The organism is Paraburkholderia sp. HP33-1, assembly GCF_021390595.1.
Taxonomy (GTDB): domain Bacteria; phylum Pseudomonadota; class Gammaproteobacteria; order Burkholderiales; family Burkholderiaceae; genus Paraburkholderia.
The window spans coordinates 295,960-318,491 of record NZ_JAJEJR010000002.1 but is presented as its reverse complement, the minus strand read 5'-3'; the positions used below and the strand labels follow the sequence as shown (position 1 = coordinate 318,491).

Sequence of the window (22,532 nt, the reverse complement as noted above, 5' to 3'; positions counted from 1 at the left end):
CTACTGACGCATGGGTCATGCCAGTAGTGCCTCGCTTTCCTCATGGAGATCCTGAACGCCTTATGGCAAGGGTCTGGAAGCCTTCACGAGTCGTTCTGTCGCGAACCGGCCAGAGAAGGACAGTCTTGAATGGTGGATGGCAGCCAACAGTGCGCGCGACATCGTTGGCTGCATGGTGACAGTCAGCGCGCGATCACCGTGATCTTCTTCGAGTACACGGGCGGGTGGTGAGGCATATGCATGTCGTCGCCCAGCAACAGCTGCAGCGTATGCCTGCCGGGTGGCAATTGAATCATCGTTTCCGTTTCGCCCGCGCCGAAATGCAGATGCTGGCGATCGGATGGAATCTCCTGATCCATCGGCGGCAGGTCGGTATCGATCAGAAGATGATGATGCCCGGTGTTCGGGTACTTCACACCTTTCGGCGCTACCCCCATGTAACGCAGCCCGAACCATACGCGAAAGGGCTTATTGGCGGGCACCACCTGGCCATCGTTCGGATAGCCGATATAGACGTACGCGCCGGGCGGCGATGGCGTCGCGTCGGCCCACGCGCGTTGCGGCGCGGCCCATGCCGTCAGTGCCGCCGCGACGAACACGGCGAGCGCAATGATCTTGTTCATGAGGACTCTCCGTTCCGGCTTGACCAGTTCGAACGAACGGATCGCGTTAGTCTTTTAGCACGGTGATGGTGATCTTCTTCGAATACACGGGCGGTACGTGCGGCACGTGCTTGTGGTCGCCGAGGATCAACTGCAGCGTGTGCTTGCCGGGCGGCAACTCGATGCGCGCGTCGGTTTCGCCCGCGCCGAAATGCAGGTGCTGGCGATCCGATGGAATCTCCTGATCGAGCGCAGGCAGATCCGTGTCGATCAGGAGATGATGGTGGCCGGTATTCGGGATCGCGACGCCCTTCGGACACACGCCCATATTGCGCAGCCCCATGCGCACCCACAGCTTGCCGCCGTGAATCACCGCGCCATCCGACGGCCAGATGATGTACTCCTCGGCGCCGGGCGGTGACGGCGTCTGCTCGGCGCGCGCAATGCCGCCGGATCCTATGCCGATGCATACCGCGACGAGCGCCACGCGCCATCCGCCGCGACGCGCTTGCGCCGGATGACGTCTGCCGAAAAGAAAGGAAACACGGGTTCTTCGCATAGCGCACTCTCCTGAACAGGAGTCATGGCTGGGCCCGGCTATCGATGGCCTTCCGGGTGTACGAGCGGCATGTCGACGTCGAATTCAACGGACAGCCACCTAGTTAAAACGACCGTGTGACGCGACTTTGTGAATCAGCTTAGGTCGTAACTTGCTAAAAAGAAACGCAATGCTCGTTAACCGTATGACGCGTTAAGGACTCCCGGACAGTTGCGACGTAAAGCGCGTGCTATCGTTAATGAACAGCACAGGCACCGCAGTGTACGGATGCCTGAATTCTGTCCGGTACAAACAGGATATAAAGATGTGGCGACAATTCCTGCTGGTGTGCATGGTTGGGGCAATCCAGGCGCCGTGGGACAGTGCCGGTGCCGCGACACAACGTGAAAGCATCGCGCCGCGCGCGGCCTGGGTGGCGAGTAATCCGGGGCCGACGGCGCAAACGTCGTTGCTCGTGTCACCCTTTGCTTCCTCGCGCGACGGCACGCCTTCCCGGCGCGTAGCGCTCGTGATTGGAAACGGCGAGTACGGCAATGCCATTAATCCGCTCCGTTCCAACGCGCCGCGCGACGCCAGATCGATCGGCGATGCACTCCGTGCGCGTGGTTTCGAGGTCATCGCGCGCACGAATGCTACGCCGCAGCAAATGCGCGACGCCATCGACGAATTTCAACGACGTTTGCAGAAAGGCGACCTGGCACTGTTCTATTTTGCCGGACACGGTATGCAAATCGGCCGGCAAACCCTGCTTCTGCCGGCGGGGTCCGATGCGCGAGCCGACAGGCCCGCACCGGCATCGCTGCTCCATAGCAGCGTCGATCTGAAGACCGTATTGCATGCGATGCAATCATCTCGCGCAAGCCGCCTGAATCTCGTGATTCTCGATACGTGCCTCGACAATCCATTCACGCCCGCCGCGGTCGCGATCACCAGGCCGGAAATCTCTGCCAACACCGTGATTGCCTATGCAACCGCGCCGGGCAGTTTCGCCGCGGACGGTCCACGCCATGGCGTCTATACCGGCGCTTTGCTGCGGGCATTGCATGATGCCGGCACATCGTCTCAACCGCTCGACGTGTTGTTTCGACACGTTGCCGCTGAAGTACGCGCAGCCACGAGCGGAATGCAGCAACCGTGGCTCTCTGTTGCAGCTCCTTCTGTTTCCGCAAGCGAAACGGCCATCGAGTCGTCCAATATGTCAGACGGTCCCGCCATCACGCCGCGCAGTCGCGGCATCATGCCGAAAGAAAGCGGCGAACAATACGAAATCACCTTCTGGGAGTCGATCAAGGACAGCAACTACCCAGCGGATTACGAGGCTTATCTGAAGGCCTATCCGAATGGCCGTTTCGCGCCACTCGCGCATGCGCGTATCGACCGATTGCGCGCGGCCGCATCGAGTCCCGCGGTGAGTGCCACGCCGGCTGCGCCGCCAGCCGCACCCGCGACGCAGAGCGGTCACGTCGCGCCGCCCGCGCAGCCTGCACAGGTCGCGCGTCCTGCGACGCAAGCCAGCGCGGCGACCCCGGCGCCAGCGCGTCCCACCGCCGCGCCATCCCCAGCGACACCCACCACGGCCGCCGTCGCGCCGCTCGCGGAAAAAGCGGTCGCCCATCCGCCCTCCGCCGGTGAAATCCGCGATTGCGCGGCCTGCCCGATCATGGTCCCGGTACCCGCAGGCTCGTTCGCAATGGGCAGCAATACCGACGATCCCTCGGAAAAACCCGTGCATCACGTGAGCATTGGCGCGCCATTCGCGATCGGCAAATTCCCGGTGACGGTCGAACAATGGAATGTGTGCGTCGCCGCAAACGCCTGCCCGCGGCTGACCCCGGAGAGCAATGGCAACAAGTTCGCACCCGCACGCGATCTCAGCTGGGACGACGCGCAGCAGTACGTCAAATGGCTCACCAGGACGACCGGCAAGCCCTACCGTCTGCCGACCGAAGCCGAATGGGAATTCGCGGACCGCGCCGGCACCACGACCGCTTACTGGTGGGGCGAGCAGATGCGCAAGGGCAACGCCAATTGCAAGGACTGCGGCGACCCGTGGCACAAGGAAGGACCGGAAAGCGTCGGCACGTTCGCCGCAAATCCGCTCGGTTTGTACGATATGAACGGCGGCGTGTGGGAATGGACCGCCGACTGCTGGCACAACTCCTATCAGGGCGCCCCTGTCGACGGTCGCGTGTGGGACACCCCCGGCTGCGAGATGCGCGTGATTCGCGGCGGCTCATGGCGCGAAGGCGGCGACTACATGCTCAGCGCGACGCGTTTCAAATACAGCGCGGGCGTGCGTCAATCGCAGGACGGTTTTCGCGTCGTCAAGGATCTGCGCTAAGGGCGGTTTCACCCGCGAAGCGCATTTCGATCGGGTTCCTAACGGATCACGGCGCGGCGGGCTTGGTCGTAATCGGCGCAAAATCCGCCAACAGGCGATCCTGGCCATATTGACCGCCGATCTGTGTCAGCCGCGTCTCGAGCGCGCGCAGATAATCTGCGCGCGTTTCGCTTTCCGGACGCAGCTTGTCGAACAGCGCGACCGGTGTGATCACCAGCACCACCATCTCGGAGCCGAACGGCTTCGATACGGTCCAGTCGCCCGCACTGCTGCCGATCGTGTACGAACCGTTCGGCTGCATCTGGTTGTCCGGCAAGAGGTGACTTGGCACCATGTGGACGACGTGGCCGTCGAGCTGGTAATAGTCGACGGTCGCAAAGGAATCGAAGGGGGGCGCTTTCAGGTCGACCACTAGCGCGTCATGCTCGGTCAGCAAGCCGCTTCGCGGACGCATCTGCAGCGACGCAACGCGCCCAGCCTGCCAGTTGCGCATCAGGTACGGCGCGAGCGTCCTGGCGACGTCACACTTATCATCGGCGAGGGGCCGCACGTCGAGCGAAACCGTATCGACGCCAGGCAGCGCCGCCAACGTCTCCTTCAGATGCGCGGCACCGTAACGCTGCGACACGAAACCGCGTACCGTCAATGCGTGATCCTGCACCGCACCCGATAAAGCCGAACACGGCACCTGTGCAAGCGTGGGCGCGATCGCGGCAAGGGTCAAGGCGGGCTTCGGCGCAGGAGCGGGCGGCGGCGCGGGTGGCGACGAAACCGGTGGTGTCGGGACTGCCGTTGCGGCCGCACCGCCCGGTGTAGCACTTCCTTCATTCGCGCCCGCCGAAGAGGGCGTCGTCTGCGCGACGCTCGTTGAGGGCGCGACCTCGGACGCCCGACCCGCCCGGTCAACCTGATCACCCTGCGTTCCCGCCGCCGCGGTTTGCGCGGCTTGCCGGCTGGGGCCCGAACGAAACGCGAATACGCCCACCACGGCCGCGCACACGACGGCCAAACCGGCGAGCCCGATCTTCGCGAGCGCGCCCGACTTCTCCGCGCGCGCTTCATTGTCGAACTCGCCGATAAAGCGCACGACGCTCGGCATCCGTGTATTGCGATCGAACGACAACGCGGCGCGCAACGCGCGCCACTGTCGCGTGTCGAGATTCGGCGGACGCTGCGGCTTGAAATCGGCATTGCGCGCCTGGGTGGCCGACAGGCGATCGAACGGATGATGTCCCGTCAGCAGCTCGTACGTGATGCAGCCAAGCGCGTAGATGTCGTCGCGCGGGTCCGGCTCACGATGCTCGATCATCTCCGGGCTCGCGTAGGCGGGCGTCAACGCGCCGAGACTGCCCGGATCGAACACCGTCGCGTCGCTCTCCTCTTCGGGCCGCTGGAATACACGCGCGATGCCAAAGTCGATCACCTTCACTTCGGCATTCGTGGTCAGAAACACGTTCGCGGGCTTGAAATCGCAATGAACGAAGCCGCGCTCATGCGCGTACGCGAGCGCCGCGCACATGCCGCGCACGATCGGCAACGCGGCACGCACCGGCATGCCCTGATAACCGGGCGTGCGCAGCAGCTGGCTCAGCGGTTTGCCGCTCAGGTACTCCATCGTCAGATAGACGATCGGACCGTCGCGGTCGAAGTCGTACACGGTGATGATGTTGCGATGCGCGAGTACCTGCGCCTTGCGCGCTTCGCGCTGCAATGCAACCAGCGAATTCGGATTACCGCGGAACTGGACGTTCAGCACCTTGATGGCGAGATAGGGCTTGCGATCCGACGCTTCGAGCTTGCGCAGATCGAGTGCCTTGTACACGGTGCCCATGCCGCCCACGCCGAGGCACTCTTCGAGCACGAAGCGATTATTCAGCGTATCGCCGATGCCTTTGATGGTCTCGTGCGCGGGGCTTCCGGCAGTACTCGCGGTACCGCCGACGCCCGCGCTACCCGCACTCCCCGCGCTCGACGAGCGCAGCGACGGCACGTCGATCGACGTCTGAACACCGGTTTCCTCTCCGCCCGCCGGGACGTTCGACAGGCGCAGCAGCTCGATGCGCCGCCGCACTTCGAGATAGAGATCTTCCGGTAGCGGCGTCTGACCATGCGCGGCGTACAGCGTCTCCAGCAGCCGCGTCGGACCGAGTTGCTCGGTCGCCAACGCGCTGTCGAGCTGCGCGACAAACTCGTCCCGCGACAGCACGCCGCTCTGGAAGTCGAGAATCACACGCGCAAGGCTAGCCATTTGTGCGAAGCACCGCCGTTGCCGCTGGGCCGTGTCGCATGCGACCGAAGCCACGCGGGTCGATAGAAAACCTGCCGTAACCGGTTCCATGTGCCGTTTCGATACTAGCTCCCGGTCCGCGCTTTCGCAAACCAGGCAAACCAGGCATGAGCCGCGCGCCGCGCCGCAGCCTCGCTGGCGCAATGTCGTGCGCGATCCAACAGGGCGCGCTGCGATGTCGGACAGCCGCCACCGTTCGGAGCGCTGCAGCGCTCGTGGAGCTACCCGGCACGAAGACCGACCCGGGCCCAAAACCCTTATTCGACAAGGTTCCGTCCTTATTCTCAGGACACTTGATCAACACTGGCACACCCTGTGCGTTAGTAATGTCCGAGCAAACCAATTGCTCGAAACCACTCGCAACACTGCGAACACTTCTATCTGGAGACTCACCATGAAAACGCTGATGATCAAAGACCTGTCCGTCACCGAGCAACTCGACAGCAAAGCCATGCAGGCCGTACGTGGCGGCTTCGGCCCGAGCTACTACAGCTACAACTACAGCTCGGTCTATAAGCCGTTCACCAAGACGGACGTCGACACCACGCAACTGATCAGTACCGACCTGAGCCTGCAGAACGCCAACGGCAACAACGTTGCGTTCGCCGAAGGCATCAAGTCGACGTTCAAGCCGTATATCACGTCGAACAACAACAACTTCGCGTAATGTGCGGCGCGGCGAGGCGCCCGCTGGCGCGGGCCGCTCCGCCGCGCGCCATTCATGTCCGCTTTCCGTACTTCTTTGGAGAAACGCCATGTCATCCCTCATGATTCGCGATCTGTCCGGCACCCGCGAACTCGACCGCCGGGCCATGTCCGGGATCGCCGGCGGCACCGGCAGCAAGGTGCCCACCCCCGCGGGCGGTCTCGGCAGCCTTGCCGGCATCGCCAATGTCAACGTCACAGTCAATCAGAATCTGGTTCAGCAGCAAGACGTCCAAGTCGCAGCGCTCAACAACATCGGTGTGATCGGCGCGGGTTTCGTGCCGCTGAAGCTGAACGTCGACCCCACGCTTTGGGGAGCCAACTTCTCCGTCGTGTAAGGCGAGGCGGCAACGGAGGAACGCAGGTTCCTTCACTGCCTCGGCAACACCACGGCCAAGCGCGGCGCGATCGGATTTCCTATACTGATAGTGCGTTGAGACCTCAGTACAACGAACAAGACTCCAAATACCTTCCAAGCGCGGCGGCCGGAATCCGAAAGGGTCCGGCCGCCGGAGCGTTTTTCTGGAGCCGTTATGGCCAAGCTCATCATCAAGGATCTGACCGAGAGCGTCCAACTGGACCGCGAGGCGATGGCCGCGATCGTCGGCGGCGCGCGCGTGGGCGCGCGCTCGAGTCTCGCCGCACCGCTGGTGCCGGCCGCGACGCGCGTCGTCGAATATCCTCCAGGCTTTCCGGCCGCGCATGAGCGTATCGCCGAAGCAGCCTCGCCGCGCAAACGGCAGCGCCGCTAGCTCGGCTCGTCGGGGCGTTTCACCATGACGGCACGCGCACATAGCGCGTGCCGTTTCTGTTTGCGCTTCCGATTGCGTCCTGCACTCCGGGGTTCGGCATGCGCGACGCTGCGCTGCGCCCCAACCAATCGCACGCGACTCGTGGGACCCGCGCGAACACTTCGACTCGTGATCGCAGTCGTTTCCAGTGCGATTCAACGGACCTATAGCGGACATCCTTACCAGGCTTTGCATGGCGGCCCCCGCTCCAGGTTGCGGCTTACGTCCTCTCACATTGGCATGGGCCTTGCGGAAATAGAAGCGGGCGCCGCACGGTGCTCGCCTTTCCAAGTCAAGGAGACATGCCATGAAAGCCACTGTGATCATCAAAGACCTACCGCGTTGCGCGGGGGACCCATCACACGAAAAAGCACTGACCGTCGATCAGATGAAGACGCTGCGCGGCGGCCGCTCGGTCGTCGTCACGGTGGACGGCGGCGGCACGGGTACCGTCGACGATTGGGACATCAACACCGCGATCTTCGAAGGCCGCATTAAAGGAACTTATCTATAGGACGCGCGACGTGCCCGCAATTGGAAAAACGGCACCCTGCTCGTGTTATGTGCGCGACGGGTGCCGTTTTAATTAACCGGCGAATCAGCGGGCAGAAGAGAGTTCGATAGACCAATGCGGCGAGACCCCGATGGGCGGCTTGTGGCCGCGCAGGATCGCCGATCGTGAGGACTGCGGTCCGGACGGTTGTCCCGGACGCGGAGCGTGCCGAACAGGTCGGCATGTCGACCACCGCTTGCTGGAATCGCTCGCGGCAGCTCGGAAACGAAGCGTATCTCCTCAGCTATGTCGCGTTGCTCGATCAGCAGAAGCTCGGCTTCGCGGACGTGGCGCTGCCCGAAGTCACGTTGAATCGGCGCGACGAAGCACGACGGCTTGTCGGTATGAGCCGTCCGCGCTTCGATGCGAGTCAATTCGCGCGGACAGCGTGCAGATTTACACCCGATCACGAATGCGCGTAGATCGAACCGAGGCCGATCACGTTGGAGCCGTCGTTCGCGTCGTCCGCCGCCGCATGCTTCATCTGCGTGCGCGAGCCCGAACCCGAACCGCCGTTCGCGGCGCCACCGTAAGCGGTCGCGTCATGGCCCGCGCTGATACGCGCCTGCGCTGCCTCGATGTTGTTCGGGTATTGCGCGTTGTCGCTCGCGGGGCTGTAGCCGGCCTTTTCCAACTGGACCAGTTCCGCGCGGACTTCAGCCCGGGTAAGAGCCTGTTGCGGCTGCGATTGCCCGAACGAAACGACGGGAGCGGCAACGAGTGCGGCGACGATCAGCGATTGAACGAATTTCATGAGTCTTCTCCGGATATCAAACCACTAGGGATTAAATGATTGAGCGGGACGCGAAGCCATCAACGCAGATACGCTGTCATGTCCCGCCTGATTCACACGCAACGTTGTGAATCAACCTTGCGTGAAGACATTTGAACGCGCCAACGTATCTGCAATGTTTTCGTCACCCCCTGTTTCTGCAAGCGTCTTTGTCCGCGTACGGTGTTGATACATTGCGATACAAAAAAGCGCTTCGAGGCATTTCGGATATCGCATCAAAGCCGCGTGACGTCGAGAATCGCATCCGCAAAGGCTTTCGGTGCTTCCTGCGGCAGGTTGTGGCCGATGCCGCCGCTGATATTGCGGTGCTGATACTTGCCGGTAAACTTCTTCGCGTATGCTGCGGGCTCGGGATGCGCGGCGCCGTTCGCGTCGCCTTCGAGCGTGATGGTCGGCACCGCGATCGTCGGTCCGGTCGCTAGGCGCTTTTCGAGTTCGTCGTATTGCGGCTTGCCCTGCGCGAGCCCCAGACGCCAGCGGTAGTTGTGAATCACCACGGCAACATGGTCCGGGTTATTGAACGATTCGGCGGAGCGCTCGAACGTGGCGTCGTCGAAATTCCATTTCGGCGAGGCGGTATGCCAGATCAGCTTGTTGAAGTCATGACGGTTCGCTTCATAACCCGCGCGGCCACGCTCGGTGGCGAAATAGAACTGATACCACCACGCAAGCTCGGCCTTAGGCGGCAACGGCGCGCGGTTCGCTTCCTGGCTGCCGATCAGATATCCGCTCACCGACACCATCGCCTTCACGCGTTGCGGCCACAACGCGGCGACGATATTCACCGTACGCGCGCCCCAGTCGAAGCCGCCGAGCACGGCCTTGTCGATTTTCAATGCGTCCATCAGGTTGATGAGGTCGACCGCGACCACCGCCTGTTGACCGTTGCGCGGCGTATCCGCCGACAGAAAACGCGTGCCGCCGTAGCCGCGCAGATAAGGCACGATCACGCGATAACCGGCCGCCGCGAGCAACGGCGTCACTTCGGCGAAGCTGTAGGGGTCGTACGGCCAGCCGTGCAGAAGGATGACCACGGGTCCGTTCTGCGGACCCGCTTCCGCGTAGCTGACGTTCAGCGTGCCGGCATTGATCGAACGAATGTTCTCGAACGACGCGATGCGCGTACCCGCTTTCACATTGCCGGCCGTATCGGCCGATTGCGCATGCGCGAGGCCGCTCAGTCCCAATTCGAGCAGGCTGATACCCGCAACGGCCGTTCCGAGAAAGCGACGGCGACGTCCATTAATCTGATCCGACATGGTCATTCTCCTTTCAATCAGGGTGTGATACTGAATTGATCGGGTCCGTTCGCGCGCGAAATCGCGCAGCCGCGCGCGAGACCCGGTTTACCTTTGTCGCAACGCTTGAGATGAATAGTGGCAGCGTAAGCTGGCAGCAGCAAGAGCAACTAAGTTCACGTATCGTTGCTTTACGGGCAACACATTAACCGCAGCCGAGTAAAAACATGCGAGAGATCAATCAGCAACGCCTTCGTTATTTCAACGAGGTGCTCACGCACGGCACCATACGTGGCGCCGCCGAGAGCATCAATACGTCGCCCTCCGTAATTACGCGTCAGATCAAGCTGCTCGAAGACGAACTCGGCGCCGTGCTGTTCGAGCGGCAGCCGCGCGGAGTCAAGCCAACCGAGGCGGCCACGCACCTGCTCGAATTCTGGCGCGGCTATCGTTCGCAGCAGGAGAAGCTCGAAGATCAGTTGCATGCTTTAAAAGGCCTGCAGCGCGGGCAGATCCGGCTTGCGGTCAGCGAAGGCTTCGTCGATACGCTGGTCGACGATGTTCTCGCGCCATTTTGTGCCCAATATCCTGAACTCGAGATCGGCCTGGATATGCTCGCGGTCGATGCGATCCAGGAAGAGGTCGCGGAAAGTCGGGCACACGTCGGGCTCGCGTACAATCCGCCGCCGCATGCCCGGGTCGAATCTCGCGCGAGTTCGCTACAGCCCGTGGTGTTGTTGCTGCGAAGCGACCATCCCCTCGCGAAGCGCAAGAAACCCGCGACGCTCGACGATCTGCGCGCGTGGCCGCTTGCACTGATGCCGCCAACGTTTGGGATCGGTCATGTCGTCAAGATGACGGAGTTGGCGGAAAACGTGTCGATTCGCGCGACGCTGACCACCAACTCATTGAGTGCATTGAAGCGCTTCGTCACGGTCGACAACTTCATGACGCTGATCGGCGAATTCGCCGCTTACCGCGAAATCGCGAGCGGCGAATTGACGACGGTACCCATTGCACATCCGCTTTTTTCCGGCGCGCAGGCCCGTGTGCTCGTCAAAACCGGTCGCCCGCTCGCGCCGGGACCGCTCGAATTGCTGCGGTGGATTCAGGAGCGCATGCCGATGTTCTCCACGTCCAGGGTAAATAAAGGAGCGAGTGCAGCGGGAGCCGCTGCACGCAAACGCAAGACGCGCTAGTCCGGCGTTCGGATACCACTGCATCGACCACCTCGGAAATCGGCACGTCGGGCGATTTGTGTCGCAATGTATCTGCGCAGCATGCAGACACACAACATTGCAAACCCGCCTGATTGCCGACATAAACCAGATACGTGCGGGCGTTCCAATACGGCCATCCCAGCCAACGGAACGCCAATCATGCACAGTACTCTCGAAACCCCGCTCGCCCTGCTCGCCGGGTTGCTGACGATTGCCTCCCCCTGCGTGCTGCCCGTGATGCCGATCCTGCTCGGCACTTCCGTCGAACAACCGAGCCGCACGCGGCCACTCTTTATCGTCGCCGGCTTTATCCTGACTTTCGCGTCATTCGCGCTGCTCCTGGGCGCGGTGTCGAGCACGGTGCATGTCGCGCAACAGGTATTGCGCAATACCGGCATTGCGTTGCTCGCACTGTCCGGACTCCTGCGTATCTGGCCGCGTCCCTACGACTGGCTCGTCGCGCAACTGCAGGGTCCGCTCGATCGCATCAGCGGGATCATTGCGCCGGGCACCCAGCCCGGCACCGGCAATGCAGGCGGCTTCGTACTCGGCATGTCGCTCGGTGCGGTATGGACACCCTGCGCCGGCCCCGTGCTCGCTTCGATCCTCGTCCTCGTCGTGAAGGCGCAGGATCTCGGCTGGTCAACACTGCTGCTCACGCTCTATGCGATCGGCGCGGCGATTCCGATGCTCGTGATCATCTATGGCGGTCATTACGTGACGCGCCATGTACGCGTCGTCGCACGTCACGCTGAACGTCTGCAACAGGTCTTCGGCGTACTCGTGATGCTGACCGCGCTCGCCATCTATCTGCAATACGACGTGCTGCTGTACGCGCGGCTCGCCGGCCTTTTCCCCTCACTCAAAGGAATTTGACATGACTCCCCGATTGAAAAACTTCGCACTGTCCACGGCATTCGCCGCCTGCGCGTTGATCGCGACGAGTACGGCCGCCGTCGCTGCGCAGCAAGAAAGTGGGCCGCCCGCACCCGAGTTGACCGGCATTACGCAATGGCTCAATAGCGAGCCGCTCAAATTGCAGCAGTTGCGCGGCAAGGTGGTACTCGTCGACTTCTGGACCTATAGCTGCATCAATTGCGTCAATACGCTGCCTTACGTGAAAAACTGGAATCAGAAGTACAAGGATCAGGGACTCACGGTAATCGGCGTGCACACGCCCGAGTATCCGTTCGAACGCGACACCGGCAACGTGAAGACCGCGCTCAAACGGCTCGGCATCAGCTATCCGGTTGCACAGGACAACCAGTACGCGACCTGGAACGCGTATAACAATCAGTACTGGCCCGCGTTCTATCTGATCGACAAGAAAGGCGAGATCGTCTATACACACTTCGGAGAAGGCGACTACGCGCAGACCGAAGCGAAGATTCAGGCGCTGCTTGCGCAGAAGAATTGACGAACGGTTTACCGACGCATAGAACGGGAAAGCCCCCTTGCGCCCGAGCAATCCGGCACATGGGGGCTTGCGTTTTAACCGACTGACCAGAAGAGGTAGTTTCGATGCTTGTATTGCGCCAACCGGATTTGCCATCTTCAGTTATGGACGATACTCTTTGCTGGCTTGACTTTCGCGTCGCCAATTGTGAAATGTAGTCAGATGGCGGCTTTCGATGCACGGTGATCTACCTTACGGGTGAGCTATGCCTTCAGGAAAGTACATCGGCAATAAAACAGTCAGTCCTTCGTTTTCCTGTCTTTGTGACAAGTCTCAAGCGCAATATGCAAACCGCCGTATCAGCGCCGACCTGTCACGCCGCGGCTTTGTCACCGGACTCGCGGCCTCGATGCTGAGTCTGGTTCTGCCCGGTCTTGCCAATGCTCAAAGCACCCAACCGCCAGGACCGCCCGCGAAACCGGTGCTATTCACGAACTTTCGTTTGTTCGACGGCAGATCGTCGACATTGCGCGACGGCCTCTATCTGGTTGTCGAGGGCAACAGCATCAGCCAGCTGGGTCAGGGACAGCCCGCTTCGATCGAGGGCAAGACCATCGTCGATTGCGGTGGCAAGGTGATGATGCCCGGACTGATCGACATGCACTGGCATGCGCTGCTCGCGGCGGTGCCGATTCAGGTCATCCTTCAATCCGACATTGCATTGGTCCATCTTGCGGCGAGCGCTGAAGCCGAACGCACGCTATTGCGCGGCTTCACGACGATACGCGATGCGGGCGGTCCATCGTTCGCGCTGAAGCAGGCAATCGATAGCGGCATGATTTCCGGGCCGCGCATCTATCCGTCCGGCGCGATGATCACTACGACCGGCGGCCACGGCGATTTTCGCGCGCTGTCGGAACTGCCACGCACCAGCAATCAGGTCAGTCAAATTGAACGGGATGGCGGCGCCGCGATCGCCGACACCGAAGACGAAGTGCGCTTGCGCGTGCGCGAGCAGTTCATTCAGGGCGCGACGCAGATCAAACTGGTCGGATCCGGTGGCGTATCGACGCCGCGCAGTCCGCTCGACATGCTCACCTTCACCGAAAAGCAGCTGCGCGCGGCGGTCGAAACGGCGGCCGACTGGGGCACCTATATCCTCTCGCATGCGTACACGCCCGAAGCGGTTCAGCGCTCCGTTGCGGCGGGCGTGCAGTGCATCGAGCATGGTCATCTGATGGACGACAAGACCGCGGCGTTGATGGCGAAGAACGGTACGTGGCTGAGCACGCAGCCGTTCGTCAGTGAAGAGGACGTGGGCCCGCTCGCCCCACAGAGCCGCGAAAAGTTTCTTGAAGTGGTTGCGGGCACCGACAACGCTTTCAAACTGGCCCGCAAGCATGGCATCAAGGTCGCATTCGGCTCTGACCTGCTCTTTTCGCAGCTCATCGCCACGCGGCAAGGCACGATGCTCACGCACATGAAGCGTTGGTATAGCCCAGCCGAAGCATTGGGGATGGCAACGGGCACCAATGGCCAACTGCTGGCGTTGTCCGGTCACCGCAATCCGTATCCGCGCAAGCTCGGCGTACTTGAGGAAGGTGCGTACGCCGATCTGCTGCTCGTCGATGGCAATCCGCTCGAGAATCTCGACCTGATCGCAAACCCGGAGCAGAACCTGCGCATCGTGATGAAGGACGGGAAGTTCTACAAGAACACGCTGAAAGCGTAATCAGCAATGCATGCGGGCGCGCAACCTCCCGCGCCCGCATTCGCTACACCGTCACGCTAACTAGCTGTTCCCCTGCAGACGGATGTCGCGCGACGATGCACCGACGTACACCGAGCTGCCCGGCACGTAGAGCCAGCGGTTGTTCGTCGTATCCCACACGCTCTGCATGCGCTGCGTCACGACCACGTGCACACGACGCGATTCGCCGGGATTCAGACCAACCTTGTCCCAGCCGACGAGACGCCGTGGCGGTTCACCCTGATACGGCACGCCGAGGTACACCTGCGGCACTTCCGCGCCGGCGACGCGGCCATCGTTACGCACGTTGAACGACACGTCGATCAGGCCGCCCGGCAGATGCTGGACCGACAGACCCGAGTACGCGAAGTGCGTGTACGACAAGCCGTAGCCGAATTCGAACATCGGTGTGATGTTCTGCGAGTCGTACCAGCGATAGCCCATGTCGAGCTTTTCGGAATAGACCGGGTTCGCCGCGAACGCGCCATTCGTGCCCCACGTTGGTGTGTCCTGGTCGCGCACCGGGAACGTGACAGGCAGCTTGCCGGAAGGATTGACCTTGCCGAACAGCACGTTGGCGATTGCGTTGCCGCCGCCTTCGCCCGGGTACCACGCTTCGACGATGGCCGACACGTTATCCTTCCACGGCATCAGCACCGGGTTGCCGCTTTCGACGACGACGATCGTGTGCGGATTGGCCGCCGCGACCGCTTCGACGAGCGCATCCTGGTTGGTCGGATTCGCGAGTTCCAGACTCGGCTGATCGCCGATGTCCTCACCAGCCGGCTGTGCGACCACCACAATCGCGACATCGGAGTTGGCCGCCAGCGTCGCCGCCTGGGTGATCTGCTGCTGCGTGTAAGCGGCAAACGGCGACTGCTGATCGCTGTTGCCGGCGAACGTCACCGTGGCCTGCGGCGCGAGGGCCTGAATCGCCGAGACGATCGGCGTGGGGAGCTTCAGCCAGGGGTTGGTCCACCAACTGCAGCCCGTCGACGTGCCGAACGTCAGGCCACCGCAACCAGCGAACGCGCCCGTCACCGGATCGCGGGTATTGCCCGAGCCGCCGCCCGTCAGCACCGCTGCGTCGGCGTGGCCGCCGATCACCGCGATACGCGACAACGAGCCAGCGGCGAGCGGCAGCTGATTGTTGGCGTTCTTCAGAAGTACCATCGATTGCTCTTCGACCGACTGCGTGAATGCTCTCGCGGCTGAGAAGTCGATGGTCGCGCCGCCCTTCGGCGGATCGTCCATCACACCCGTGCGGATCATCACGTACAGCTTGCGCTCGACCATGTCGTCGAGGCGCGCGGTCGACACCGAGCCGTTCGCGATCGCCTGCTTGACCAGTGTCGGAGTCAGATAGACGGTCGTACCGACATCTTCTTCCTCGTCGAGACCGGCATTGATCGCGGGTGCCGTGCTATGCGTCGCGCCCCAGTCCGACTGCACCTGACCTTCGAAGTGCCAGTCGTTCTTCAGCACGTCGCTGAGAATGTGCGAATTCTCGCAGGCATAGGTGCCGTTGACCTCGTTGTAGCTGCACATCACGCTGCCAGGCTGCGCGCGACGCGCGGCGATTTCGAACGGCAGCAGATAGATCTCGCGCATCGTGCGCTCGTCGATCTGGCTGTTGCCGCCACCGCGGTTATGTTCCTGCTCGTTGCCCATGTAGTGCTTGATCGTCGCGATGACCTTCTGGCTTTGCGTGCCGTCGGTGCGCGCCGCAAGCATCTCGCCGGCTAGCACGGGATCCTCTCCTTGATACTCGAAGAGCCGGCCGCCGCGCGGCTCACGAGCGAGGTTCGTGCCGCCGCCGAGCCCCATGCCGAAGCCCTGCTGACGCAACTGGATCGCGATCTGCTTGCCGAAGTTCCACGACAGCGCCGGGTCCCAGCTAGCCGCCACTGCGAGCGTCGCCGGGAAGGTCGTCGATGCTTGCGAGGTGCTGCCCGATCCGGTTGCGGAGTCGACCATGTTCAGGTCGGGAATGCCGAGGCGCGGCACGCCCTGAATGTAGCCCGCGCCGCCGCCCGGCACGGCATACATTGCGTACTCGGAATGAATGAACTGCAGCTTTTCGTCGATCGTCATCTTGCTGACGAGCGTTTCCGCGCGCCGATGCGCCGCCGCCGACGCGAATGCGTTCGGCACCGTCGACATGGGCGCGAAGTCGAGCCCGGGAGTGGGGGTTTCCGCGTGCGCAGCAGCGCTCACAGCCGCCGCTATCGCGACGGCCGGCCAAAGTTTCTTCTGCATAGTTGTCTCTCCGAAATTGTGCTTTTCGTTGGGGGCAGCGGAGCGCGTCGGGTGGGTGGGAAGCGGACGCGAAAACAGGCATGCAGCGATGACTGCAAACGTTTGCCTGCTGGAAGAAGAATCGGCGCAACTGGATGGGCTGTAGCGACTCTTCGTGGTGGTTAATGTAGGAATGTAGTCTGACTACAGCATCAGTACTTCTACTAATACATGTAATTTTATGCGTAATGAGGCGTAAGGCTTTTCCGACACAAGCTAATTGAAAGTTGACGAATTAAATTCGCATACCGAATCGGCAATTTCTATCCGAATTTTTATTCATATTCGCGGGTGCGGAAAAATGTACGTGCGATGTGGACCGCTTCGCTGCACCCCAAGCATGGGCCTTTGCGGCGGCGCGTTATCCCAACAACTGCCCTTGCACCTCATCAAGCAGCGCATGCCATACGAGGTCAGCTCGCGCTGGAATTCGGGGCTGGCATATAGGGTGCAATCGCCCTTGCTTACACCGAACTCATCTCAAAAATCGGATTCCCCCGATATTCGGGGGTAGCCGCGATTCATAGACTAAAGGCTCCTCTTACCGGGTTGTGTAGCGCGAACGTGTAACCCTCTGTCTATTGGGTTTCTGCTGTGTTTCAAGCAATGTCATTCATGCCTGCAGCCCCTTTATTCCGACTGCGAGGTATTGCAATGATGCGCTTTCCCTATCTACGTCATACCTGCTCCAGCGCTCACGCCATTTCCTCCAATGTGGGTCATTTGGCGAATGGCCGATTCAAGTCTTCAGCACGTGTCGTTCTGCTATGCGGCATCGTTGCGGTGCTGGGCACGTCGGATTGGGTCGTGGAATCGGACATCGCCAGTCGGCTGAACACATCGAGCGCAACCCAATCGCCGCCGGACCTTGAAGTGACTGTTCCGGTTGTCGACGGGTCTGTTAGCGAAGCCAGAGAAACTCAGCTATCTGACGCTGCGTCGCTTGTCATGCCGGAGGCCGATAGTGTTTCTTACGCGGGGCGGATCGAAGGCACGTTGCGCGACACGCTGGTGCGAGCCAGCGTGCCGGTGGATGTACAGGAACAAATCGCGCGTATTTTTGCCCCTGGGCTCGACCTCGCAGCGCCAGCGAAGAAGGGCGACACCTACCAGGTTCTCTACGGACGCGACGATACGACCACACAGCGCATGCGCCTGACGGCCGTCCAACTCCGGTCAGGCGGCGAGGTCTACGAGGCCGTGTGGTTTATCGCGCCGGGGCACACCAACGGAGACTACTACTCATTCAGTGGACAGCGGCTTTCCGCCAAGCCATTTACGATGCCTCTCGACTACGTTCGGGTCAGTTCGCCATTCGGTTACCGAACCCATCCAGTCAAAGGCAAGTATCACATGCACACGGGCGTGGACTTTGCCGCATCGAAGGGGACACCTGTCGTCGCGGCCGCAGCAGGAACCGTGCGGTTCGTTGGCTTCAAACCCGGATACGGCAACATCGTCGTGCTCAGTCATCCGCGAGGCTATACGACGCACTACGCGCACCTGTCGGCCTTTGCCCGCAATCTGCGCGTCGGCACGTCGGTGACTGAACGACAATCGCTCGGCGCGGTAGGCAGTACCGGCACGGCCACGGGGCCCCACCTGCATTTCGAGGTGCGTGAGCGTGATCAACCGATCGATCCGCTCACGTTGACAAGCCGAACCGGCGCTTCGCCGCTCACGACCAGTCAGCGGATCGCGTTCGAGAGCATGACAAGCCCCCTGCGCGAAAAGCTCGCGGCGTTGCCCGTCGATACTCCGGCGGTCAGGATGGCGTCGAATGCTGAAGTCACACCGAATCCCCGCGCAAACCTGCAGGGATCGCTGGTTTGAGGCACACGGCCATGCGCGCCTTGATGTAGGCCGTAGGCGTTGACCCGTGCCGCGCGCGGGCCTCTTGCCTCGGTATTGACAACAAAAAAATCAGCCTCTAGTTTACTGGACACAGTATCTCTTAAACTGGAACACATGGACATCAATGCCCTGATCGCACGCCGCATCCGGGAACTGCGCGACGCGCAAGGCTGGTCGCTGGATGCACTGGCCGAGCGCAGCAAAGTCAGCCGCTCGAATATCTCGCTGATCGAACGTGGGCAAAGCAGTCCCACCGCAACCGTGCTCGACAAACTCGCGACCGCGTTGAACGTGCCCCTCGCGTCGCTATTCGAGCAGGATGGCGCGCCTGCTGCCGAACCGTCACCGGTCAGTCGCGCGGCCGAGCAGGCGGTGTGGACCGATCCGAACTCCGGTTATGTGCGGCGTCACCTGTCGCCGACCGCGCGCTCGGCGATCCAGTTGGTGGAGGTCAACTTCCCCGCGGGCCAGCGCGTCAGTTACGAAACCGGCGCACGTGACGCAGACATTCATCAACAGGTGTGGATGCTCGACGGCTCGATGGAAATCACGGTCGGCGACACCAGTTGGCGACTCAAGACAGGCGACTGCCTGGCGATGCGGCTCGATAGCCCGATCGTGTTCCGCAACCCCACTCGCAAACGCGCGCGTTATCTCGTTGCGCTGTGCACGGCACCCATCAACGAACGGAGAAACGGATGAGCGATAACGTGACCATACGGCTTGTTGGTGCGAATGAAGCGGCGGCCTGCGCCGAGGCGCTCGCCGACGTGTTGATCGACTGCGTGGAAGGCGGAGCGTCGGTCAGCTTCATGCTGCCGATCTCGCGTGACACCGCGCTCGCGTTCTGGGGCAAGGTCGCGCAAAGCGTGGCACGCGGCGAGCGCGCATTGCTGATCGCCGAAGATCGCAGTGGCGATATCGTCGGCACCGTGCAGTTGATTACCACGCAGCCCGAAAATCAACCGCATCGCGCGGATGTCGCGAAGATGCTCGTGCATAGGAAAGCACGCAGGCGCGGTGTCGGTCATGCGTTGATGCGTGAGATCGATCGGATCGCGCAGGCAGAGAAAAAGTCGGTTCTGGTGCTCGACACCGTGACCGGCGGCGAGGCCGAGCGGCTCTATCAGCGCGCCGGCTGGCAACGCGTGGGCAGCGTACCGAACTACGCGCTGATGCCTGACGGCGCGTTCTGCGGAACGACGTTCTATTGCAAACAGCTTTGATTGAACAGGAAGTGCGCTCCATCCAGGTAGCTGAACATTTCAACTACTTGCCTATAATGCCTGCGTACCGGCACAGGGTATGACGGTCGATAGCGGGGCTATGCTGTGCGCCGCCGGCACCTGGCTCGACCAACACGAAACCACTCAGTGAATTCACACGCCGTCTATACCATTCTCGATCTGATCGGTACCTTCGTGTTCGCGATCAGCGGCGCCGTGGCCGCGCGTCAGCGACGGCTCGACCTGTTCGGCATCGTCGTGATCGCCTTCATGGTCGCGTGCGGCGGCGGCATCGTGCGCGACCTGTGCATCGGCGCGATCCCGCCCGCGGGGCTGTCGAACTGGCGCTATCTGGCCACCGCGCTCGCCGCGTCGGCGGTGACGATTCTCGCGTATCCGCAGGTGCGCCGGCTGCGTCAGCCGGTGCTGTTCTTCGATGCGATCGGACTGGGCCTGTTCGCGGTGTCGGGCGCGCAGAAAACGCTCGTGTATGGCCACAATGCCGAGCTCGCGATTCTGCTCGGCATCGTCAGTGCGGTGGGCGGGGGCGTGATGCGCGACGTCGTGCTCTCGCGCGTGCCCGCGATTCTCGAGCGCGAGATCTATGCATCGGCCGCGCTGTTCGGCGCGGCGGTGCAAGTGGGCTTTTCCTATGCGGGCTGGACGGCCTGGTGGACGCCGTGGGTCGCAACGCTCGCGTGCGTGATGGTGCGGCTCGCGTCGCTGCGCTACCGCTGGCGGCTGCCGGTCTTCCAGGGCAGACACTCGGCCGACACGCGCGACAATTCATAACGGGCCCTGCGCGCTTCAGCTTGCGCTTTGCGAAATCAGCCGCGGCCTGTCTACCCGCCCGCCCCTTCCGGCTCATGCGGCACGAGCCGCGCCTTCGCATGCCGCATCTTTTCCAGCGTCTCGGGCCCGGCCTTCAGCGCGACGCCGATCGCAAGCGCGTCCATGATGCACAGATGCACAAGCCTCGACACGCCCGGCGTGTTCGGATCGATCGGGCTCGCCACGCGCAGCAGCAGCGGAATATCGACGAGCCATGCGAGCCGCGAGCCGACGTTGGTCAGCGCGATCGTCGTCGCGCCGCGCTCCTTCGCGATCTGGATGCTCTCGTTCACTTCGACGCTACGTCCCGAATGCGAGATGGCAAACGCGACGTCCCCGGGCTCCATGAGGCCCGCGTAAAGACGTTGCAAATGACCGTCGGTAAACGCTGCCGCCGCGATGTCGATGCGCAAAAAGCGCAGCGCCGCGTCCTGCGCGACGAGCCCCGAGCCCGAACCCACACCGAAGAAAAACACGCGCCGGGCACTCGCAAGCGCCGCGATCGCACTCTCGACCACGGCCGGATCGAGCGCGCCGCGCGCATGCGTGATGCCGTCGATTGCCGCTTCGCCGACCTTGTCCATCAAGGTCTGCACGTCGTCGCCGCGCGCGACCGCGGTCGACGCATACGGCAGCCCGCCCGCGACGCTCTGCGCGAGCTGCATCTTGAAGTCGCGCAGACCGTGCGCACCGATCGCGCGGCAAAAACGCGTGACGGAAGGCTCGGACACGTCGGCGCGCTGCGCGAGTTCGGTGATGCTCGCGCGCATCGCGAAGTCGACGTCGGCGAGTACCATGTCGGCGACCTTGCGCTCGGCGGGCCGCAGACTTGCGAGTGCGCTGCGGATGTGGGGAATCAAGTTCGGTGCGGACACCCGGTATTCCTTAGGGTCTGTTTACATGTGGATCCGCGTCGCTCGCCGCTCCTCCGGCTCGAATCGGCTTGATTCACGTTCAAGCGGCGCGCGGTTCAGACCAGCCTGCGTCCACTCTCCGTATCGAACAGATGGATGTGTTCGGCCGGCAGTCGCAGCGCGACACGCTGACCGGGCTCGATCTTCGAGCGCTCGCGCGTGGTCACGCACCAGTCGGCGGCGCCTATTTTCCCGTACAAGTGCGTCTCGGCGCCAGTCGGCTCGATCACTTCGACGTCGAGCGCGGCATCCGGTATCTGCGTCGTGATCTCGATGTGCTCGGGCCGCACGCCCAGCGTGACCTTCGCACCGACCACGGCCGACGCGGGCGCGCCTTCGAGCGCGACCTCGGTGCCGTCCGCGAGTTTCAACGCGAGGCCTTGGCCCTGCGTGCGATTGACGATCACGCCCTCGACGAAATTCATCGACGGCGAGCCGAGGAAGCTCGCAACGAACAGATTCGCCGGACGATCGTACAGTTCGAGCGGCCGGCCGATCTGCTCGATACGCCCCGCGTTCATCACGACGATTCGATCGGCCATCGTCATCGCTTCGATCTGATCGTGCGTGACGTAGATCACCGTGTTCTTCAGACGCTGATGCAGCGCCTTGATTTCGGTGCGCATCTGCACGCGCAGCTTCGCGTCGAGATTCGACAGCGGCTCGTCGAACAGGAACAACGACGGCTCGCGCACCACCGCGCGGCCCATCGCGACGCGTTGCCGCTGGCCGCCCGACAGCGCGCGCGGCAAACGGTCCAGATAGCCGCTGAGATTGAGCATCTTCGCGGCAGCGTCGATGCGCGGCTTGAATTTTGCCGAGGACTCCTTGCGAATTCTCGGGCCGAACGCAATGTTGTCGTACACCGACAGATGCGGATACAGCGCGTAGCTCTGGAACACCATCGAGATGTTGCGCTGCTGCGGCGCGAGCGTATTCGCGCGCGTGCCGCCGATCATCAGATCGCCGCCGCTGATTTCCTCGAGCCCGGCCACCATCCGCATCAGCGTGCTCTTGCCGCAGCCAGACGGACCGACCAGCACGACGAACTCGCCGTCGTCGATGTGGAGATCGATGCCGTGCACGACCTGGGTGTCGCCATAGCGTTTGAAGATGCCGCTCAGTTGCACTGCTGCCATGCTGTCCTCATCGTCTTGCTTCGTGTTGTATTGCG

The 22,532-nt window shown here is 62.3% G+C and carries 21 protein-coding genes and 2 pseudogenes; 15 read left to right on the top strand and 8 right to left on the bottom strand.

Translation table 11 applies throughout. The features are described from left to right. Nucleotides 1-182: 182 nt before the first annotated feature. Complete coding sequence (locus L0U81_RS17460) at nucleotides 183-623, bottom strand: DUF4399 domain-containing protein (RefSeq protein WP_233804803.1); 441 nt, start codon at nucleotides 621-623, stop codon at nucleotides 183-185. Between the two features lie 46 nt (nucleotides 624-669). After that, nucleotides 670-1,161, bottom strand: a complete 492-nt coding sequence (locus tag L0U81_RS17455; RefSeq protein ID WP_233804802.1) for a DUF4399 domain-containing protein — start codon at nucleotides 1,159-1,161, stop codon at nucleotides 670-672. A 238-nt stretch (nucleotides 1,162-1,399) separates the two neighbouring features. Between L0U81_RS17455 and L0U81_RS33830 the strand changes: the two are divergent. Together L0U81_RS33830 and L0U81_RS33825 are read left to right on the top strand one after the other, a co-directional pair. Further along, nucleotides 1,400-2,296: pseudogene (locus tag L0U81_RS33830) on the top strand (caspase family protein); the annotation flags it as partial. Then, a complete protein-coding gene (locus L0U81_RS33825; RefSeq protein WP_442793452.1) occupies nucleotides 2,285-3,502 on the top strand; it encodes a formylglycine-generating enzyme family protein in 1,218 nt (405 codons plus the stop codon). The pseudogene L0U81_RS33830 and the gene L0U81_RS33825, both read left to right, overlap by 12 nt. 46 nt (nucleotides 3,503-3,548) lie before the next feature. On the opposite strand, the gene L0U81_RS17445 is transcribed toward L0U81_RS33825, so the two are convergent. Beyond that, nucleotides 3,549-5,750 (bottom strand): serine/threonine protein kinase, encoded by a 2,202-nt coding sequence (locus tag L0U81_RS17445; protein ID WP_233804800.1) that lies wholly within the window; start codon nucleotides 5,748-5,750, stop codon nucleotides 3,549-3,551. Between the two features lie 433 nt (nucleotides 5,751-6,183). On the opposite strand from L0U81_RS17445, the gene L0U81_RS17440 reads away from it, so the two are divergent. The 5 genes and pseudogenes from L0U81_RS17440 to L0U81_RS17420 all read left to right on the top strand — a co-directional run. Next, nucleotides 6,184-6,456, top strand: a complete 273-nt coding sequence (locus L0U81_RS17440; protein ID WP_233804799.1) for a hypothetical protein — start codon at nucleotides 6,184-6,186, stop codon at nucleotides 6,454-6,456. 88 nt (nucleotides 6,457-6,544) lie between these two features. Next, nucleotides 6,545-6,832 (top strand): hypothetical protein, encoded by a 288-nt coding sequence (locus L0U81_RS17435; protein WP_233804798.1) that lies wholly within the window; start codon nucleotides 6,545-6,547, stop codon nucleotides 6,830-6,832. A gap of 195 nt (nucleotides 6,833-7,027) precedes the next feature. Further along, the gene (locus L0U81_RS17430; RefSeq protein WP_233804797.1) at nucleotides 7,028-7,246 is read left to right on the top strand and encodes a hypothetical protein; all 219 of its coding nucleotides are present in this window, start codon (nucleotides 7,028-7,030) and stop codon (nucleotides 7,244-7,246) included. 346 nt (nucleotides 7,247-7,592) lie between these two features. Next, the gene (locus L0U81_RS17425; protein ID WP_233804796.1) at nucleotides 7,593-7,799 is read left to right on the top strand and encodes a hypothetical protein; all 207 of its coding nucleotides are present in this window, start codon (nucleotides 7,593-7,595) and stop codon (nucleotides 7,797-7,799) included. Nucleotides 7,800-7,993: 194 nt separating this feature from the next. Beyond that, nucleotides 7,994-8,164 (top strand): annotated as a pseudogene (locus tag L0U81_RS17420) (AsnC family transcriptional regulator); the annotation flags it as partial. Nucleotides 8,165-8,244: 80 nt separating this feature from the next. On the opposite strand, the gene L0U81_RS17415 reads toward L0U81_RS17420, so the two are convergent. After that, nucleotides 8,245-8,592: a DUF4148 domain-containing protein gene (locus tag L0U81_RS17415; protein ID WP_233804795.1), complete on the bottom strand. Its 348-nt coding sequence runs from the start codon at nucleotides 8,590-8,592 to the stop codon at nucleotides 8,245-8,247. 254 nt (nucleotides 8,593-8,846) lie between these two features. Continuing rightward, nucleotides 8,847-9,890 (bottom strand): alpha/beta fold hydrolase, encoded by a 1,044-nt coding sequence (locus L0U81_RS17410; protein WP_233804794.1) that lies wholly within the window; start codon nucleotides 9,888-9,890, stop codon nucleotides 8,847-8,849. Nucleotides 9,891-10,096: 206 nt separating this feature from the next. On the opposite strand from L0U81_RS17410, the gene L0U81_RS17405 reads away from it, so the two are divergent. The 4 genes from L0U81_RS17405 (at nucleotide 10,097) to L0U81_RS17390 (ending at nucleotide 14,217) form a co-directional block, all read left to right on the top strand. After that, the gene (locus L0U81_RS17405) at nucleotides 10,097-11,068 is read left to right on the top strand and encodes a LysR family transcriptional regulator (protein ID WP_233804793.1); all 972 of its coding nucleotides are present in this window, start codon (nucleotides 10,097-10,099) and stop codon (nucleotides 11,066-11,068) included. Between the two features lie 180 nt (nucleotides 11,069-11,248). Continuing rightward, nucleotides 11,249-11,965 (top strand): cytochrome c biogenesis CcdA family protein, encoded by a 717-nt coding sequence (locus L0U81_RS17400; protein ID WP_233804792.1) that lies wholly within the window; start codon nucleotides 11,249-11,251, stop codon nucleotides 11,963-11,965. 1 nt (nucleotide 11,966) lies between these two features. Continuing rightward, complete coding sequence (locus L0U81_RS17395) at nucleotides 11,967-12,506, top strand: thioredoxin family protein (protein ID WP_233804791.1); 540 nt, start codon at nucleotides 11,967-11,969, stop codon at nucleotides 12,504-12,506. A 388-nt stretch (nucleotides 12,507-12,894) separates the two neighbouring features. Further along, a complete protein-coding gene (locus L0U81_RS17390; protein ID WP_442793428.1) occupies nucleotides 12,895-14,217 on the top strand; it encodes an amidohydrolase family protein in 1,323 nt (440 codons plus the stop codon). A 60-nt stretch (nucleotides 14,218-14,277) separates the two neighbouring features. On the opposite strand, the gene L0U81_RS17385 is transcribed toward L0U81_RS17390, so the two are convergent. Continuing rightward, nucleotides 14,278-16,494, bottom strand: coding sequence for a beta-glucosidase family protein (locus L0U81_RS17385; RefSeq protein ID WP_233804789.1), 2,217 nt, complete (start codon nucleotides 16,492-16,494; stop codon nucleotides 14,278-14,280). Nucleotides 16,495-17,187: 693 nt separating this feature from the next. Between L0U81_RS17385 and L0U81_RS17380 the strand changes: the two genes are divergently transcribed. The 4 genes from L0U81_RS17380 to L0U81_RS17365 all read left to right on the top strand — a co-directional run bounded on the left by L0U81_RS17380 (nucleotide 17,188) and on the right by L0U81_RS17365 (nucleotide 20,405). After that, a complete protein-coding gene (locus L0U81_RS17380; RefSeq protein WP_233804788.1) occupies nucleotides 17,188-18,366 on the top strand; it encodes a M23 family metallopeptidase in 1,179 nt (392 codons plus the stop codon). A gap of 135 nt (nucleotides 18,367-18,501) precedes the next feature. Further along, on the top strand, nucleotides 18,502-19,089 hold the full coding sequence (locus L0U81_RS17375) for a helix-turn-helix domain-containing protein (protein ID WP_233804787.1): 588 nt from the start codon (nucleotides 18,502-18,504) through the stop codon (nucleotides 19,087-19,089). Continuing rightward, nucleotides 19,086-19,613, top strand: a complete 528-nt coding sequence (locus L0U81_RS17370) for a GNAT family N-acetyltransferase (RefSeq protein WP_233804786.1) — start codon at nucleotides 19,086-19,088, stop codon at nucleotides 19,611-19,613. Before L0U81_RS17375 ends, L0U81_RS17370 begins: the two co-directional genes overlap by 4 nt. 147 nt (nucleotides 19,614-19,760) lie before the next feature. Continuing rightward, on the top strand, nucleotides 19,761-20,405 hold the full coding sequence (locus L0U81_RS17365; protein ID WP_233804785.1) for a trimeric intracellular cation channel family protein: 645 nt from the start codon (nucleotides 19,761-19,763) through the stop codon (nucleotides 20,403-20,405). 50 nt (nucleotides 20,406-20,455) lie between these two features. On the opposite strand, the gene L0U81_RS17360 is transcribed toward L0U81_RS17365, so the two are convergent. Continuing rightward, the gene (locus tag L0U81_RS17360; protein ID WP_233804784.1) at nucleotides 20,456-21,319 is read right to left on the bottom strand and encodes a MurR/RpiR family transcriptional regulator; all 864 of its coding nucleotides are present in this window, start codon (nucleotides 21,317-21,319) and stop codon (nucleotides 20,456-20,458) included. A 95-nt stretch (nucleotides 21,320-21,414) separates the two neighbouring features. Next, nucleotides 21,415-22,497: an ABC transporter ATP-binding protein gene (locus L0U81_RS17355; protein WP_233804783.1), complete on the bottom strand. Its 1,083-nt coding sequence runs from the start codon at nucleotides 22,495-22,497 to the stop codon at nucleotides 21,415-21,417. Between the last annotated feature and the right edge of the window lie 35 nt (nucleotides 22,498-22,532).